Raw genomic sequence first — 14826 nt, 5'->3', positions numbered from 1 at the left:
CTCATGAAAACACTTAAGAACTGGACGCTCGTAAAACAAGATGACAGCCAGGTTATCCTGACCCTCGACGGCAAGCATTCGCTGCACCTGTATGTGCTGGAAGATAAGCTGTTTCGCGTGCTGATTAAGCGTCAACAGGGCCTGGCGCTGGACCGCACCTGGAGCATCGCCCCGCAGCAGGATGTTCCGTGGGAAGGACGCGACCGCGAAAGCCACGCCGGGTTTACCCTGCCCGGCTTCACGCTGGAACAGCAATCGGATGGGCTCATCATCAGTAGCGAAAGCCTGCGCGTGACCGTGCACCAGCCGCTTTATCTGGAATGGGAATACAAATCTGCCCAGGGCGAATGGCTGCCCCTCGCCTGCGATCGCCCTACCAGCGCCTACCAGCTTAACGCTCACGGCGATGGCGTGGCCCACTATCAGCGGCGCTTTGCCGGGGAGCGCTTTTACGGGCTGGGTGAAAAAGCCGGGCCGCTTAACCGCACCGGCAGGCGCTATGAGATGCGTAATCTGGACGCAATGGGCTATAACGCGGTATCGACCGACCCGCTTTACAAGCATATTCCCTTCACCATTACGCGCCGGGACGACGTCAGCTTTGGCCTGTTCTATGACAACCTGAGCAGTTGCTGGCTGGATCTGGGCAACGAGATAGACAACTATCATCTGGCCTATCGCCGCTGGCAGGCAGAAGCCGGCGATCTGGACTATTACCTGTTTCTCGGCCCGCGCGTGCTGGATGTCACCAAAGCCTTCGTGCGCCTGACCGGGAAAACCTTCTTCGGGCCAAAATGGAGCCTCGGCTACAGCGGCTCAACGATGCATTACACCGACGCGCCCGACGCCCAAAATCAGCTGATGAACTTTATCCGGCTGAGCCAGCAGCACGCGATTCCGTGCGACTCATTCCAGCTTTCGTCGGGCTACACCTCCATCAATAACAAACGCTACGTGTTTAACTGGAATTATGAAAAGGTGCCGCAGCCGAAGGTGATGAGCCAGGCGTTTATGGCGGCCGGGATCCGCCTTGCGGCCAACATCAAGCCTTGTCTGCTGCAGGATCATCCGCGTTATGAGGAGGTTGCCAAAGGCGGGCTGTTTATCAAAGATTCGGAATCCGATGCGCCGGAACACTCCAGCTTCTGGGACGATGAAGGCTCTCATCTGGACTTCACCAACCCGGCCACGGTGAAGTGGTGGCAGGCTGGCGTCACCACACAGCTGCTGGAAATGGGCATTGGCTCCACCTGGAACGACAACAACGAATACGAAGTGTGGGACGGGGAAGCTCGCTGTCACGGCTTTGGCCAGCCGATAGCCATCAAACATATTCGCCCAGTCATGCCGCTGCTGATGATGCGCGCTTCGATGGAGGCTCAGCAGAAATTTTCCCCGGAAAAACGCCCATATCTGATTTCCCGTTCCGGTTGCGCCGGGATGCAGCGCTACGTCCAGACGTGGAGCGGCGACAACCGCACCAGCTGGAATACGCTGCGTTACAACACGCGAATGGGCGTCGGCATGAGCCTGTCCGGCCTGTTTAACGTCGGGCATGACGTTGGCGGTTTTTCGGGCGACAAGCCTGACGCTGAGCTTTTCGTGCGCTGGGTTCAGAACGGCGTGATGCACCCGCGCTTCACCATCCATTCGTGGAATGATGACCACACCGTGAACGAACCCTGGATGTATCCGGCGGTGACGCCGGCCATCCGCAGCGCCATTGAGCTGCGTTATCGCCTGCTGCCCTATTTCTACACGTTGCTGTGGCAGGCACACGCGGATGATGAACCCATGCTGAGGCCGACTTTCCTCGACCATGAACATGACGTGAAGACATTTGATGAATGCGATGAATTCCTGCTGGGCCGGGATCTTCTGGTGGCAAGCGTGGTGGAACCAGGACAACGCGAACGTACTTTATGGCTGCCGGCCAATGAGCACGGCTGGTACGACTATTATTCCGGCCAGTGGTTTAGCGGCGGCCAGACCATCACCCTGCCCGCTCCGCTTGAGCGTTTACCATTGCTGGTTCGCGCCGGTGCGGCTCTGCCTCTCAGCGAACGCATCTGCTACGTTTCCCCGCAGGACGATACCGTTCGTGAGCTAAAAATTTACCCGCTGCAGGGCGCCGGGACGTCCCACGGCATGTTGTTTGAGGATGACGGAGAATCCTGGGGCTATAAAGAAGGCAACGCGCTCTGGCTTAGCTGGGAAATAACCTGCTCAGCCAACGAGATTAACGTGGCCTTTAGCCGCAAGGGGGATTATTTGCCCGCGTGGCGCGAGATTAAGCTGTCTTTGCCTGAGGGAGAAAGGCGTCGATTGCGGGTGAACGGCGTGGAATGCGAGGTATGGGGGCTGTAATTGCCCCTCACCCCGGCCCTCTCCCCTGAGGGGCGAGGGGGAAAGATAGGAGGTAGATTCCTCGATCTGTCCCCTCTCCCTTTTCGGGAGAGGGTGAGGGTGAGGGTGAGGGTGAGGGTGAGGGAAAATTACCCGTCGATCCCTTTGCTACGCAGGTAATCTTCATAGCCGCCGGTGAAGTCAATCACGCGCTCTGGGGTAATTTCCAGCACGCGGGTTGCCAGCGAGCTAACAAACTCACGGTCGTGGGAAACGAAGATCAGCGTCCCCTGGTACATTTCCAACGCCATGTTCAGCGACTCGATGGATTCCATATCCAGGTGGTTGGTCGGTTCATCCATGATCAGGATGTTTGGTTTTTCCATCATCAGCTTGCCAAACAGCATACGGCCTTTCTCGCCCCCGGAGAGTACTTTGGCCGGCTTCTTGATGTCGTCCTGGCTGAACAGTAGACGACCCAGGATGCTGCGCACCGCCTGTTCGTCGTCACCTTCCTGCTTCCACTGGCTCATCCAGTCAAAGACGGTCAGATCGTTTTCGAACTCGTATTCGTGATCCTGGGCGTAGTAGCCAATCTGAGCATTTTCAGACCACTTCACGCTGCCGTTTTCCGGGGTCAGCTCGCCGACCAAGGTTTTCAGCATAGTAGATTTACCCACGCCGTTAGCACCCAAAATGGCAATCTTCTCGCCCACTTCCAGCAGCAGGTTGACGTTTTTAAACAGCGGGCCGTTCTCAAACCCTTTGGTCACGGCTTCAACTTCAAGGGCGTTACGGAACAGTTTCTTATCCTGCTCGAAGCGGATGAACGGGTTCTGACGGCTGGACGCCTTCACTTCATCCAGCTTGATTTTATCAATCTGACGGGCACGGGAGGTGGCCTGGCGAGATTTGGAGGCGTTGGCGCTAAAGCGGCTAACGAAGGATTGCAGGTCTGCAATCTGCGCTTTCTTCTTCGCGTTGTCCGCCAGCAGCCGCTCGCGAGCCTGAGTTGCCGCCGTCATGTACTCGTCGTAGTTGCCAGGGTAAACGCGCAGCTCGCCGTAGTCCAGGTCAGCCATATGGGTGCAGACCATATTCAGGAAGTGACGGTCGTGCGAGATAATGATCATGGTGCTGTCGCGTTCGTTCAGCGTCTGCTCCAGCCAGCGGATGGTGTCGATGTCCAGGTTGTTCGTTGGTTCGTCGAGCAGCAGGATGTCCGGGTTAGAGAACAGCGCCTGCGCCAGCAGCACGCGCAGCTTCCAGCCTGGAGCGACTTCGCTCATCGGGCCGTAGTGCTGCTCCAGCGGAATGCCCACGCCAAGCAGCAATTCACCGGCACGCGCCTCTGCGGTGTAGCCGTCCATCTCGCCGTATTTCACTTCGAGGTCGGCAACTTTGTAACCGTCTTCTTCGCTCATCTCCGGCAGAGCATAAATGCGGTCGCGTTCCTGCTTCACTTCCCACAGTTCGCCGTGGCCCATGATAACGGTGTCGAGTACGGTGAATTTTTCGAAGGCGAACTGATCCTGACGCAGCTTACCGATACGCTCGTTTGGGTCGAGAGAAACGTTGCCAAGCGTTGGCTCTAAGTCCCCGCCGAGGATTTTCATGAACGTGGATTTGCCGCTTCCGTTCGCGCCAATCAGGCCGTAACGGTTGCCACCGCCAAATTTAACGGAGATATTTTCGAACAGCGGTTTGCTGCCAAACTGCATGGTAACGTTGCTGGATACAAGCACTGGTATGTCCTGGAGAAATAAGTTGTCGAGATTTTGGAATGTGATTTCGGCCACATTATGCCATAACTATGATAAAGGGTCGCCCCGCATCTTCACCGTACAATAGTTAATCAGTGTGAAAAAATTGTGATTTCATCCACATCTGATTTCCCAGATGAATGTAATGCACATATAATGCGCGGCTGAATCGTCCATGAACACTCACTAGCTGGCCCGTCTGGCATAACACTCGCATAACATGAATATGAAATTACGCTCGCTTTTACTGGCTTTTGTGGCTGTCGCGTCTTTCTCTGCTTCCGCCGTGACTTATCCGTTACCGACTAACGGCAGCCGCCTGGTTGGTGAAAACCAGGTTATCACTATTCCTGAAGGCAGCACCGCGCCGCTGGAAGAGTATGCCGCACAGTACCAGATGGGTCTGTCTAACATGCTGGAAGCTAACCCAGGCATTGACCCGTACCTGCCAAAAGCCGGCACCATTCTGAACATCCCTCAGCAGCTGATCCTGCCGGACACCGTGCATGAAGGGATTGTGATCAACAGTGCCGAAATGCGCCTCTACTATTACCCGAAAGGCACCAACACGGTGATCGTGCTGCCAATCGGTATCGGCCAGCTGGGGAAAGATACCCCGATCAACTGGACCACCAAGGTAGAGCGTAAGAAAAATGGCCCAACCTGGACCCCGACGGCGAAAATGCACGCGGAATACGCCGCAGCCGGTACGCCGCTGCCAGCCGTTGTTCCCGCTGGCCCGGACAACCCAATGGGCCTGTACGCGCTGTACATCGGTAACCTGTATGCGATTCACGGCACCAACGCCAACTTCGGTATCGGCCTGCGCGTAAGCCACGGCTGTGTGCGTCTGCGTAACGAAGACATCAAGTTCCTGTTCGACAACGTGCCGGTTGGCACCCGCGTTCAGTTCATTGATGAGCCGGTAAAAGCCACTACCGAGCCAGACGGCAGCCGTTACATCGAAGTCCACAACCCGCTTTCCACCACTGAAGCGCAGTTCAACTCCGATGAAATCGTGCCGATTAAACTGACCAGCAGCGTTCAGAAAGTCACTGCCCAGTCTGATGTTGACACCACCGTTGTTGACCAGGCAATTCAGAACCGTTCCGGGATGCCGGTTCGTCTGAACTAAGCTCACGTTGATTAAAAAATAGCGGCCTCCGGGCCGCTTTTTTATTGCCCAAAATTCGCCCGACAACCTTCACACAGGGAATGTTTGTTATGCTGATATTTCATGATGTGATGGATAGCACAATTTTGCGTTTAATTGTATGATGAATGCGTTTCTTAAAGGGTAACCTCCATGCGCAACTCGTTCACGATAATCTGGCAGTATCTTCGCGCTTTTGTCTTAATTTACCTGTGTTTATACACCGGTATTTTTGTCGCCTCTTTACTGCCTATCGTCATTCCCGGCAGCATTATCGGCATGCTGATTTTGTTTGTGCTGCTGTCGCTGCAGATCCTGCCGGCGAAGTGGGTAAAACCCAGCTGCCATTTGCTGATTCGCTATATGGCCCTTCTGTTCGTCCCTATTGGCGTGGGCGTGATGCAGTATTACGACGTGCTGAAAGCCCAGTTTGGCCCGGTGGTGGTGTCCTGTTTGATCAGCACGCTGGTGGTGCTGGTTATCGTGAGCTGGAGCTCACATCTGGTACACGGTGAAAGAAAAGTGATTGGTGAAGGCGAGGCAGAGCAAAAATGATGCACTTTATATGGTGGTCTTTACCGTTAACGCTGGTGGTGTTTTTTGCCGCCCGCAAGCTGGCCGCTCGGTTGAAATCCCCGCTGCTGAACCCGCTGCTGGTTTGCATGGTGGTGATCATTCCTTTTTTGCTGCTGACCGGCATTCCTTACGACCACTATTTTAAAGGCAGCGAAGTGCTCAACGACCTGCTGCAGCCTGCCGTTGTAGCCTTGGCCTTCCCGCTCTATGAGCAAATACACCAGATTCGCGCCCGCTGGAAATCCATTATTACCATCTGCTTTATTGGCAGCATGGTGGCGATGTCCACCGGCACCTCTATTGCGATATTGATGGGGGCGTCCCCGGAAATTGCCGCTTCGGTCCTGCCAAAATCCGTCACCACGCCGATTGCAATGGCGGTTGGCGGCGGCATTGGTGGTATCCCGGCTATCAGCGCCGTCTGCGTTATCTTCGTCGGTATTCTTGGCGCGGTGTTTGGCCACACGCTGCTGAACATGATGCGCATCAATACCAAAGCCTCACGCGGGCTGGCAATGGGTACCGCTTCCCACGCGCTGGGCACCGCTCGCTGTGCGGAACTGGACTTCCAGGAAGGGGCTTTTAGCTCGCTGGCGCTGGTGATTTGCGGGGTCATGACGTCACTTATCGCTCCGTTTTTATTCCCGGTACTGCTGAAGCTTTTCGGCTAAAACTTGCGAGAGATCGCGCATTTTCAGATTTGTTTTCATAAGTTGCATAAACAATTAGAACTAGATCACATATTTGGCCGATACAGATCCGTAAACTACGTTTCCGTTACCTTTGATGAGGCTTTAACATGCGTTTACGTTTTGATGCCGCCGTTGTGCAACTCCCCGCCGCGCTGCAAACCGCTTTGCAACCCCTGCTTGCCGACGACCACTTCCCGGCTATGTTTACCGCAGCCGAAGTTGAAACGCTAAAACATCAAACCGGGCTGGGTGACCAAGACCTGGCTTTCGCTCTGTTGCCGCTGGCCGCAGCCTGTGCCCGCGCAGACCTCTCTCATTTTAACGTCGGCGCCGTCGCGCGAGGCGTCAGCGGGAATCTCTATTTTGGCGGCAACATGGAGTTTCTGGGTGCCACCATGCAGCAAACCGTGCACGCCGAACAAAGCGCCATTACCCACGCGTGGATGCGCGGTGAAAAAGGCCTGGTTGATATCACGGTCAACTACACTCCCTGCGGCCACTGCCGTCAGTTTATGAATGAACTGAACAGCGGCACCGCGCTGCGTATTCATCTGCCTGGCCGCAAGCCTTCCACTCTGGGTGAATATCTGCCGGATGCCTTTGGCCCGCGCGACCTGGACATCAAAACGCTGCTGCTGGATGAAGAGAATCACGGCTTCCCCCTGAAAGGGGATGCCCTGACCCAGGCGGCAATTACCGCGGCTAACCGCAGTCATGCGCCTTACAGTAAAGCCCCGGCAGGCGTTGCGCTGGAAATGGTCGACGGGAAAATATTCACCGGCTGCTACGCGGAAAACGCTGCATTCAACCCTTCCCTGCCGCCGCTGCAGGCTGCGTTAAACCTGCTTTCTCTGAATGGCTACGACTATCCGCAGATTAAACGCGCCGTGCTGGCAGAAAAAATCGATGCGCCGCTGCTGCAGTGGGATGCCACCTCCGCCACGCTGAAAGCGCTGGGCTGTGAAGCCGTTGAGCGCGTTAATATTGCTCAATAATTCTCCGTTGCGGGTGTACCCACACTCGCATTGTTGAAATTTGCCCCAACTGAACCCGCGTTTCTTGCTCTTGAGGGCCGGGTAAAGTAGCCTTGGATGAAATTTCACCCCGCGAATGAGTCTGCAAGTCCATGTTGAAGCGCGTGTTTTACAGCCTGCTTATTGTTATCGGCTTAACGCTGGCGGCTGCGCTCGGGCTCGACCGCTGGATCAGCTGGAAAACCGCCCCCTACGTCTACGATGAACTGCAGGATCTGCCCTATCGCCAGGTGGGTGTGGTGCTCGGCACCGCCAAGTATTACCGCACCGGCGTCATCAACCAGTATTACCTGTACCGTATTCAGGGCGCGCTGAACGCCTACAACAGCGGCAAGGTGAACTACCTGCTGCTCAGCGGCGATAACGCTCAGCAAAGCTACAACGAGCCGATGACCATGCGTAAAGACCTGATCGCCGGCGGCGTTGATCCGGCGGATATCGTGCTGGACTACGCGGGCTTCCGCACGCTGGACTCAATTGTCCGTACCCGTAAAGTCTTTGATACCAATGATTTCATCATTATCACCCAGCGCTTCCACTGCGAGCGTGCGCTGTTTATCGCCTTGCATATGGGGATTCAGGCGCAGTGCTACGCGGTACCTTCCCCAAAAAATATGCTGACCGTGCGTACCCGCGAATTTGCCGCTCGTCTCGGCGCATTAGCCGATCTCTACCTCTTCAAGCGTGAGCCGCGTTTCCTCGGCCCGTTAGTGCCTATTCCGTCGCAGCAGGAAGTCCCGGAAGACGCACAGGCCTATCCGGCCGTTACGCCGGAACAGCTGTTAGAGATACAGAGAAAAGAGAAAAAGTGATACGCCGTTATTGCTGAGCAAAAAAAAGCCCGCACATTACCTGGCGGGCTTTTTTGCAAAGTGCAGAAATTACTTCTTACGCGCGTACTTCAGGGAGTCCAGCGCCACGGCGAAAATGATAATGCCGCCCTTAATAATGTACTGCCAGTAAGGGTTCACGCCGATATAGGTCAGGCCGTAGTTAATAACCGTAAAGATAATTACCCCGGTCACCACGCCCAGCACCGTCCCTACCCCGCCGCTGAAGGACACGCCGCCCACCACGCAGGCCGCAATCGCATCCAGCTCATACATAAAGCCGAGGTTGTTGGTGGCCGAGCCGATACGGCCCGCTTCCAGCATCCCGCCAAAGGCATAGAACACGCCGGACAGGGCATAAATCATGATCAGGTTCAGCGCCACGTTAACGCCGGAGACTTTCGCCGCTTCCGGGTTGCCGCCGATCGCGAAGATGTTTTTCCCGAAGCGGGTTTTGTTCCACAACACCCACACAAACAGCACCGCAAACAAGGCGTAAAACGTAATGTACGACAGGCGGAAGCTACCCAGCGCGATAAAGCCCTGCGTGAAGGTAGAGAAGTGGGAGTCAAACCCGGAAATCGGCGACGCGCCCACGAAGTCGTAATACAGGGAGTTGATCCCGTACACGATGATCATGGTGCCCAGGGTGGTGATAAACGGCGTCACGTTCAGGTAAGCGATAATAATCCCGTTCACCAGGCCAATCACAGCGCCCACGGCGCAGACAATCAACAGCACCAGCGGAATCGGCATGGTGTGCATGTCCGGGAACACCTTGTTGACGTTATCCATTGATTGCAACAGCGTGGCCGCCACAACCGCCGCCAGCCCCACCTGGCGCCCTGCGGACAGGTCAGTCCCCTGGGTGACAATCAGCCCGGCCACACCGAGCGCGATGATAATACGCACCGAGGACTGGGTGAGGATGTTACTCAGGTTAAGCAGGCTTAAGAACGTCGGATCCTGGAAAATAATGATCGCCAGCAACACCAGCAGCACCACGTAGATGCCGCCCTCTTTTAGATAAGTTAGAAAACTCTTCTTATTTAACGCACTCATTTTTAATAGCCCCTAAATCATCACAGGTGCACAGACGCAAGACGTAAAATTTCGTTCTGCGTTGTTGTTTTGGTGTCTACAATTCCGGCCACGAGCCCATTGCTCATCACCAGAATACGGTCTGTAATCCCTAACAATTCCGGCATCTCGGACGAAATGATAATGATTCCTTTCCCTTTTTTGGCAAGCTCAGCAATCAGCTGGTAAATCTCAAACTTGGCGCCCACGTCAATGCCGCGTGTCGGTTCATCCAGCATCAGGATTTCCGGCTGGGTCAGCAGCCAGCGGCCAATGATCACCTTTTGCTGGTTACCGCCGGACAGCGAGCCGATGGAGGTGCGGTGCCCCGGGGTTTTCACGCGCATGGAGTCGATAACCCACTGGGTATCGCTTTTCATGCGGGAGTTATCCAGCAGGCCGACCTTATTTTTGTAGTTACGAATATTGGAAATGAGTGAGTTAAAGCCGATATCCAGGTAGGCGTAAATCCCGGTTGAGCGACGCTCTTCGGTCACCAGCGCAAAACCGTGATTAATCGCTTCGTTCGCACTGCTGTTGTTGATTTTTTTGCCGTGCAGCTTAATGGTACCGCCAGATTTCTCGCGGATACCAAACAGCGTTTCTACAATGTCGGTACGCTTCGCCCCGACAAGGCCAGCAATGCCGAGGATTTCACCTTTATGCAGATCAAAGGAGATATCACGAATCGACGGCTGGCGCAGCGAGGTCAGGTTGCGGACTTCGAGAATAACTTCCCCCGGGACGTTGGATTTGTCCGGGAAACGCTGGTTCAGGGAGCGGCCTACCATCATGGCGATGATTTTGTCCATATCCAGCCCTTCCAGCGGCTGGGTAGCAATCCACTGTCCATCGCGCAAAATCGTAATTTCATCGCACAGCTGGAATATTTCTTCCATTTTATGGGAGATATAAACAATCCCGCAGCCGCGATCTTTTAATTTGCGAATAATTTTAAAGAGATGATTAACTTCTTTTTCCGTCAGCGAAGACGTTGGCTCATCCATAATAACGATTTTGGCGTTATAGGAAAAAGCCTTGGCGATTTCAATCATCTGCATTTGAGAAACGGACAACGTACCGACGCGGGCTCGCGGGTCGATATCAATATCCAGCTCATCAAATATCTCTTTGGTGTCACGGTACATTTTATCCTGGTCGACAAACACGCCTTTGGTCGGGTAGCGCCCAAGCCACATGTTGTCCATCACGGTGCGCTGCAGAACCAAGTTAAGCTCCTGATGCACCATAGAAATACCGTTTTCCAGCGCCTCTTTCGTGCTGCTGAAATTCACCTCTTTTCCCTGGAAAAGGATACTGCCGGAATCTTTGCTGTAGATCCCAAAAAGGCATTTCAATAATGTCGATTTACCCGCACCGTTTTCACCCATCAGGGCGTGAATAGAGTGTGGCCGTACTTTTAAATTAACATTATCCAGTGCCTTAACGCCGGGGAAGGATTTATTAATGCCGGTCATTTCCAGCAAAAATTCCGTCGGCGTAGCTGAGTTATTGTCGACCATAATTATACCTGTGTCGCTGAGTAACTTGCCTAAAGCCGGGCGCAGGTATCCGCGCCCGTGTACAACAAGAAAACGTTATACCTTAAATAATTCGAGTTGCAGGCAGGCAACAAGCTCGAGAATCCCCAGAGGCTTACATCAAGTAAGCAACTGGGGTGAGCGAGTACAGTTCACGCCCCTGCGGCTCGAAGTATGACGGGTATTTATTTGCCGATGAACTGTGCGAGATTATCTTTATCCACGCCTACGTAAGGTACGCGTACGATTTTGTTCTCGATCTTCCAGTTGGTGCCTTCAGCGGCTGGCTTACCGTCGGCCAGGTTTTTCGCCAGATCGAAGGTGGCTTTAGCCTGGTTGTTGGCATCGTTCAGCACGGTCCCGGCCATCGCACCGGATTTGACCAGCGCCAGAGCTTCAGGCAGGGCATCTACGCCAAACACTGGAATAGACGATTTGTTGTGGGCTTTCAGCGCTTCTACCGCACCCATTGCCATTGCGTCGTTGTTAGCAATAACCACTTCGATTTTGTTAGCGTTCGGGCCAGAGAGCCACGCGTCCATTTTGTCTTTAGCCTGAGCGGTATCCCACATCGCGGTATCCAGCTGCAGCTGCTGAGTTTTCAGGCCTTTGTCGTTCAGCTCTTTGATAACGTAGGTGGTACGTGCTTCGGCATCCGGGTGACCTGGTTCGCCTTTCAGCAGCACGAACTGGATCTGGCCGTCTTTGTTCAGGTCCCAGGCCGGGTTAGCCGCCCAGTGTTTAGCAATCAGGTCGCCCTGGATGATACCTGACTCTTTAGAGTCGGTGCCGACGTAGTAAGCTTTGTCGTAGCTATCCAACGCTTTGCGGGAAGGTTCTTTGTTGAAGAACACCACCGGCACGTTTTGCGCGCGCGCTTTTTCGATAACGGTGCCCGCTGCGGCCGGGTCAACCAGGTTGATGGCCAGCGCTTTCACGCCTTTTGCCAGCAGAACGTCGATCTGGTCGTTCTGTTTGGACTGGTCGTTCTGGGAGTCGTTCATCAGCAGCTGCACGTCAGGTGACGCTTTCGCATCTTTCTCTATAGCTTTACGAACCACTGACATGAAGTTGTCGTCATATTTATAAATCGTCACGCCAATACGGTCAGCGGCGTTCGCTGCGGCACCAAACAACATGCAGGACATCACGGCGGACAGAGTCAAAACCTTCTTATTCATGGTATCTCCGGTTTTTATTTTGCAGGGTAGTTCGCGTTCGAAACCAGGCAGGACAGTAATGTTATAAAAAAGTTACTGAATGCCGAAGTTATCCTAAAAAATGTGCACTTCCGTGTTCGGTAACAATCCAATACTGCGTTTTTATGAGCGTTAATGGCCTTATCACGACGCTAAAAGTGAGCAGTCATCGTTACATCGTGTTTCAGCTGATAAAACGCTGACATAATAGTCAGCGCAATGTTAATTAACTGTGAATTTACTCACAGATTGAAACCGGTTACATCTAACTCTTTGGCAGCGGAGTGATCGACGCCACAGTTTGCCTGCTCGCCACCGAATGACGACGAACTAAAGTCGGCATAAAACAGTGCGTTACATCACGATCCAGCTGGCCTGCCGCGCCCTGTAACGCCAGTTCTGTCGCTAAACGCGCCATAGACACCACCGGATAGCGCACGGTCGTTAGCTGTGGGTCGGTGTAACGGGCAATGGGAATATCGTCGAAGCCGATGATAGATACATGCTGCGGCACGGCAATACCGTTGTCTTTCAGCGCCGTTAGCGCGCCAGCGGCCATGCTGTCGTTATAGGAAAAGACCGCGCTAAGCTGCAGATTGCGCCCAAGCAGCTCAACCATCGCCGCTTCCCCGCCCTGCATATCAGGCGTGCCCATGCCGACCCAGCCCTCCGGCGGCACGATCCCTTGCTCCGCCAACGCCTGCAGCCAGCCCTGATGCCGCTGGTCGTTATCCTCAATCTCATGGCTGGAAGCCAGGTACCCGATGCGCGAATGCCCCTGGTTCAGCAGCATCCGCGTAGCCATCACCGCGCCGCTGACGTTGTCCAGACAAACACAGCGGTGAGCGTAGCCGGGCACCAGGCGATTGATCAGCACCATGCCGGGAACCTGCTCCAGAAAAGTAGCCAGTTCCTCGTCGCTCAGTGCCTTGGCGTGCACAATCAGGGCGCTGCAGCGCTGGCGGATCAACACTTCAATGGCATGGCGCTCTTTGTCTTCCTGATGGTAGCTGTTGCCGATCAGCAAATATTTATTGTGCTGCTGAGCAACCACATCCACGGCTTTGACCAGCGCCCCGAAGAAGGGATCGGAGACGTCCATCACCACCACGCCGATGGTGTCGCTCACCTGAGTAGCCAGCGCTTGCGCGTTGGCATTTGGACGGTAGCCCAGCTCAGCAACCGCCTGCATGACGTTTTCGCGCGTTTCCGGGCTGACCAGCGCGCTGTTATTTAATACTCGGGATACTGTCGCTACTGAAACCCCGGCGATACGGGCAACGTCACGAATGGTAATCGGCGTTGGGGGAGTCGGTCTCATAGGTGCACCCTGTTTTAGGCAAGGTGGCTATTTTGCGGCGAGTGGGGGGCGGTTCGGCGTGAAGTTGATCACAGTGATGAAAGCGGTTACATACAATTCGTTAACCTTTGTGACGAATATCATTATCTCTGTGCTTTGCGTAAGGCGGTCCCTGAAGCACGGGCGGTTAGCTGCCGCCACAGCCATTCCACCGGCCCCTGGCGGAAATAGCGCAGCCAGAACACCGACAGCAGAATGTTTGCCGCCCACACCGCAGGCACAAAAGCCAGCAGCGACAGACGGTCAAATTTCATATATAAACCAAAGCGATAGAACAAGGTTGTGCAGAGAATGGTTTGCAGCAGGTAATTGGTCAGCGCCATGCGACCGACGCAGGCAATCCAGCCCACCAGCCGGAAACGGGACAGCTGCGGCCAGAAGCCCCAGGCCAGCGCTGCATAGCCAATCGCCTGAAACGGAGCGCTCAGCTCACGTGGGGCCTGTAACAGCAACGCACACCAGCGAAAATCCCACTTCAGGTGCCACTGGGCTAAAATTGCCGGCAGGTTAATGGCCATGCCGATGACGATCAAAATGGCACCGGTTCGCCGGTAATGCTTCAGGCTAAACTCCCCTTTCAGCCAGCCGCTGCGCATCAGTGCCACGCCAATCAGCATCATGCCCGCCAGCTGCCAGCCGTATTGCGCACCCAGCGCTACCAGGTTCGAAGAGAGCAAATCGGCGCGGTTGCTGATAGCTTCCACGCCGCCACCGAGCTTCCACCACTGCTCATATTGCAGGTTGGCCGCATCCGGTACCCAGGAGCGATTAATGCCGTCACCTGAAATGACGCCCAGCAGCAACAGCACGCCAATGCCGATGAGGTACAGCACGACGCCGGTATTAAACAGCTGCTTTTGCCCCGTCGCGTCACGAATCAGCCGCCAGCACACCAGCCCGGTCAGGCCGTATGCCAGCAAAATATCGCCGTCCCACAGCAGCAGCGCATGCATAAACCCCAGCAGCACCAGCAGCGTCAGCCGCGACTGGATCCAGCGTGAGCCGCGAGCCAGCAGCATTTGCAGGCCAGCCCCAAAGAGCAGCGCAAAAAGCGTGAGGAATTTAACTTCGGCAAACAGGTCCATCACCGCCCAGGTCCAGGCGTCGCGAGAGGTTATCTCGCCGTACCAGGCCGGGTTGAGATAAGCCGCCTTCGGCAGGCCAAAGGCGACAATATTGAGCAGCAGAATGCCCAGAATGGCGGTACCGCGGACGAAGTCCAGGGTGACATTTCTCTCCACGGATACCTGCC

The 14826-nt window shown here is 54.8% G+C and carries 12 protein-coding genes; 6 read left to right on the top strand and 6 right to left on the bottom strand.

Features of this window, described 5'->3' with window-relative positions; all coding sequences use genetic code 11:
* Positions 1 to 3: 3 nt before the first annotated feature.
* Positions 4 to 2367 carry a glycoside hydrolase family 31 protein gene (locus ACR6JA_RS11940; RefSeq protein WP_494492823.1) on the top strand — a complete coding sequence of 788 codons (2364 nt, stop codon included), beginning with the start codon at positions 4 to 6 and terminating at the stop codon, positions 2365 to 2367.
* Positions 2368 to 2495: 128 nt separating this feature from the next.
* Here ACR6JA_RS11940 and ACR6JA_RS11935 read toward each other — a convergent pair whose 3' ends face one another.
* A complete protein-coding gene (locus ACR6JA_RS11935) occupies positions 2496 to 4091 on the bottom strand; it encodes an ABC-F family ATPase (protein ID WP_213712679.1) in 1596 nt (531 codons plus the stop codon).
* A 238-nt stretch (positions 4092 to 4329) separates the two neighbouring features.
* On the opposite strand from ACR6JA_RS11935, the gene ldtB reads away from it, so the two are divergent.
* The 5 genes from ldtB (at position 4330) to sanA (ending at position 8376) form a co-directional block, all read left to right on the top strand.
* Positions 4330 to 5244, top strand: a complete 915-nt coding sequence (gene ldtB / locus ACR6JA_RS11930) for a L,D-transpeptidase (RefSeq protein ID WP_213712681.1) — start codon at positions 4330 to 4332, stop codon at positions 5242 to 5244.
* Between the two features lie 171 nt (positions 5245 to 5415).
* Positions 5416 to 5817, top strand: a complete 402-nt coding sequence (locus ACR6JA_RS11925; RefSeq protein ID WP_494492822.1) for a CidA/LrgA family protein — start codon at positions 5416 to 5418, stop codon at positions 5815 to 5817.
* Positions 5814 to 6509 carry a CidB/LrgB family autolysis modulator gene (locus ACR6JA_RS11920; protein ID WP_494492821.1) on the top strand — a complete coding sequence of 232 codons (696 nt, stop codon included), beginning with the start codon at positions 5814 to 5816 and terminating at the stop codon, positions 6507 to 6509. The genes ACR6JA_RS11925 and ACR6JA_RS11920 overlap by 4 nt, the downstream gene beginning before the upstream one ends.
* 128 nt (positions 6510 to 6637) lie before the next feature.
* Entirely contained in the window at positions 6638 to 7525 is an 888-nt protein-coding gene (cdd, locus tag ACR6JA_RS11915) for a cytidine deaminase (RefSeq protein WP_494492820.1), read from the top strand.
* 131 nt (positions 7526 to 7656) lie between these two features.
* On the top strand, positions 7657 to 8376 hold the full coding sequence (gene sanA / locus ACR6JA_RS11910; protein ID WP_213712687.1) for an outer membrane permeability protein SanA: 720 nt from the start codon (positions 7657 to 7659) through the stop codon (positions 8374 to 8376).
* 69 nt (positions 8377 to 8445) lie between these two features.
* Here sanA and mglC read toward each other — a convergent pair whose 3' ends face one another.
* The 5 genes from mglC to yeiB form a co-directional block, all read right to left on the bottom strand.
* Positions 8446 to 9456, bottom strand: a complete 1011-nt coding sequence (mglC, locus tag ACR6JA_RS11905) for a galactose/methyl galactoside ABC transporter permease MglC (RefSeq protein WP_039295392.1) — start codon at positions 9454 to 9456, stop codon at positions 8446 to 8448.
* A 20-nt stretch (positions 9457 to 9476) separates the two neighbouring features.
* Positions 9477 to 10997 carry a galactose/methyl galactoside ABC transporter ATP-binding protein MglA gene (gene mglA, locus ACR6JA_RS11900; RefSeq protein WP_039295397.1) on the bottom strand — a complete coding sequence of 507 codons (1521 nt, stop codon included), beginning with the start codon at positions 10995 to 10997 and terminating at the stop codon, positions 9477 to 9479.
* 203 nt (positions 10998 to 11200) lie between these two features.
* Positions 11201 to 12196, bottom strand: coding sequence for a galactose/glucose ABC transporter substrate-binding protein MglB (gene mglB / locus ACR6JA_RS11895; protein ID WP_008455250.1), 996 nt, complete (start codon positions 12194 to 12196; stop codon positions 11201 to 11203).
* A gap of 283 nt (positions 12197 to 12479) precedes the next feature.
* Positions 12480 to 13535, bottom strand: a complete 1056-nt coding sequence (gene galS / locus ACR6JA_RS11890; RefSeq protein WP_213712691.1) for an HTH-type transcriptional regulator GalS — start codon at positions 13533 to 13535, stop codon at positions 12480 to 12482.
* Positions 13536 to 13657: 122 nt separating this feature from the next.
* Entirely contained in the window at positions 13658 to 14815 is a 1158-nt protein-coding gene (gene yeiB, locus ACR6JA_RS11885; RefSeq protein ID WP_494492819.1) for a DUF418 domain-containing protein YeiB, read from the bottom strand.
* Between the last annotated feature and the right edge of the window lie 11 nt (positions 14816 to 14826).

It is taken from the genome of Cedecea sp. B1(4), assembly GCF_059414925.1.
The sequence above is the reverse complement of the archived record's forward strand: the minus strand, read 5'-3'. Positions and strand labels throughout refer to the sequence as shown.

Bases quoted from the DNA above. Each gene is read 5' to 3' on its own strand.
- ACR6JA_RS11940 (WP_494492823.1), top strand. From the start codon at position 4: ATGAAAACACTTAAGAACTGGACGCTCGTAAAACAAGATGACAGCCAG.
- ldtB (WP_213712681.1), top strand. From the start codon at position 4,330: ATGAATATGAAATTACGCTCGCTTTTACTGGCTTTTGTGGCTGTCGCG.
- ACR6JA_RS11925 (WP_494492822.1), top strand. From the start codon at position 5,416: ATGCGCAACTCGTTCACGATAATCTGGCAGTATCTTCGCGCTTTTGTC.
- ACR6JA_RS11920 (WP_494492821.1), top strand. From the start codon at position 5,814: ATGATGCACTTTATATGGTGGTCTTTACCGTTAACGCTGGTGGTGTTT.
- cdd (WP_494492820.1), top strand. From the start codon at position 6,638: ATGCGTTTACGTTTTGATGCCGCCGTTGTGCAACTCCCCGCCGCGCTG.
- sanA (WP_213712687.1), top strand. From the start codon at position 7,657: ATGTTGAAGCGCGTGTTTTACAGCCTGCTTATTGTTATCGGCTTAACG.
- mglC (WP_039295392.1), bottom strand. From the start codon at position 9,456: ATGAGTGCGTTAAATAAGAAGAGTTTTCTAACTTATCTAAAAGAGGGC.
- mglA (WP_039295397.1), bottom strand. From the start codon at position 10,997: ATGGTCGACAATAACTCAGCTACGCCGACGGAATTTTTGCTGGAAATG.
- mglB (WP_008455250.1), bottom strand. From the start codon at position 12,196: ATGAATAAGAAGGTTTTGACTCTGTCCGCCGTGATGTCCTGCATGTTG.
- galS (WP_213712691.1), bottom strand. From the start codon at position 13,535: ATGAGACCGACTCCCCCAACGCCGATTACCATTCGTGACGTTGCCCGT.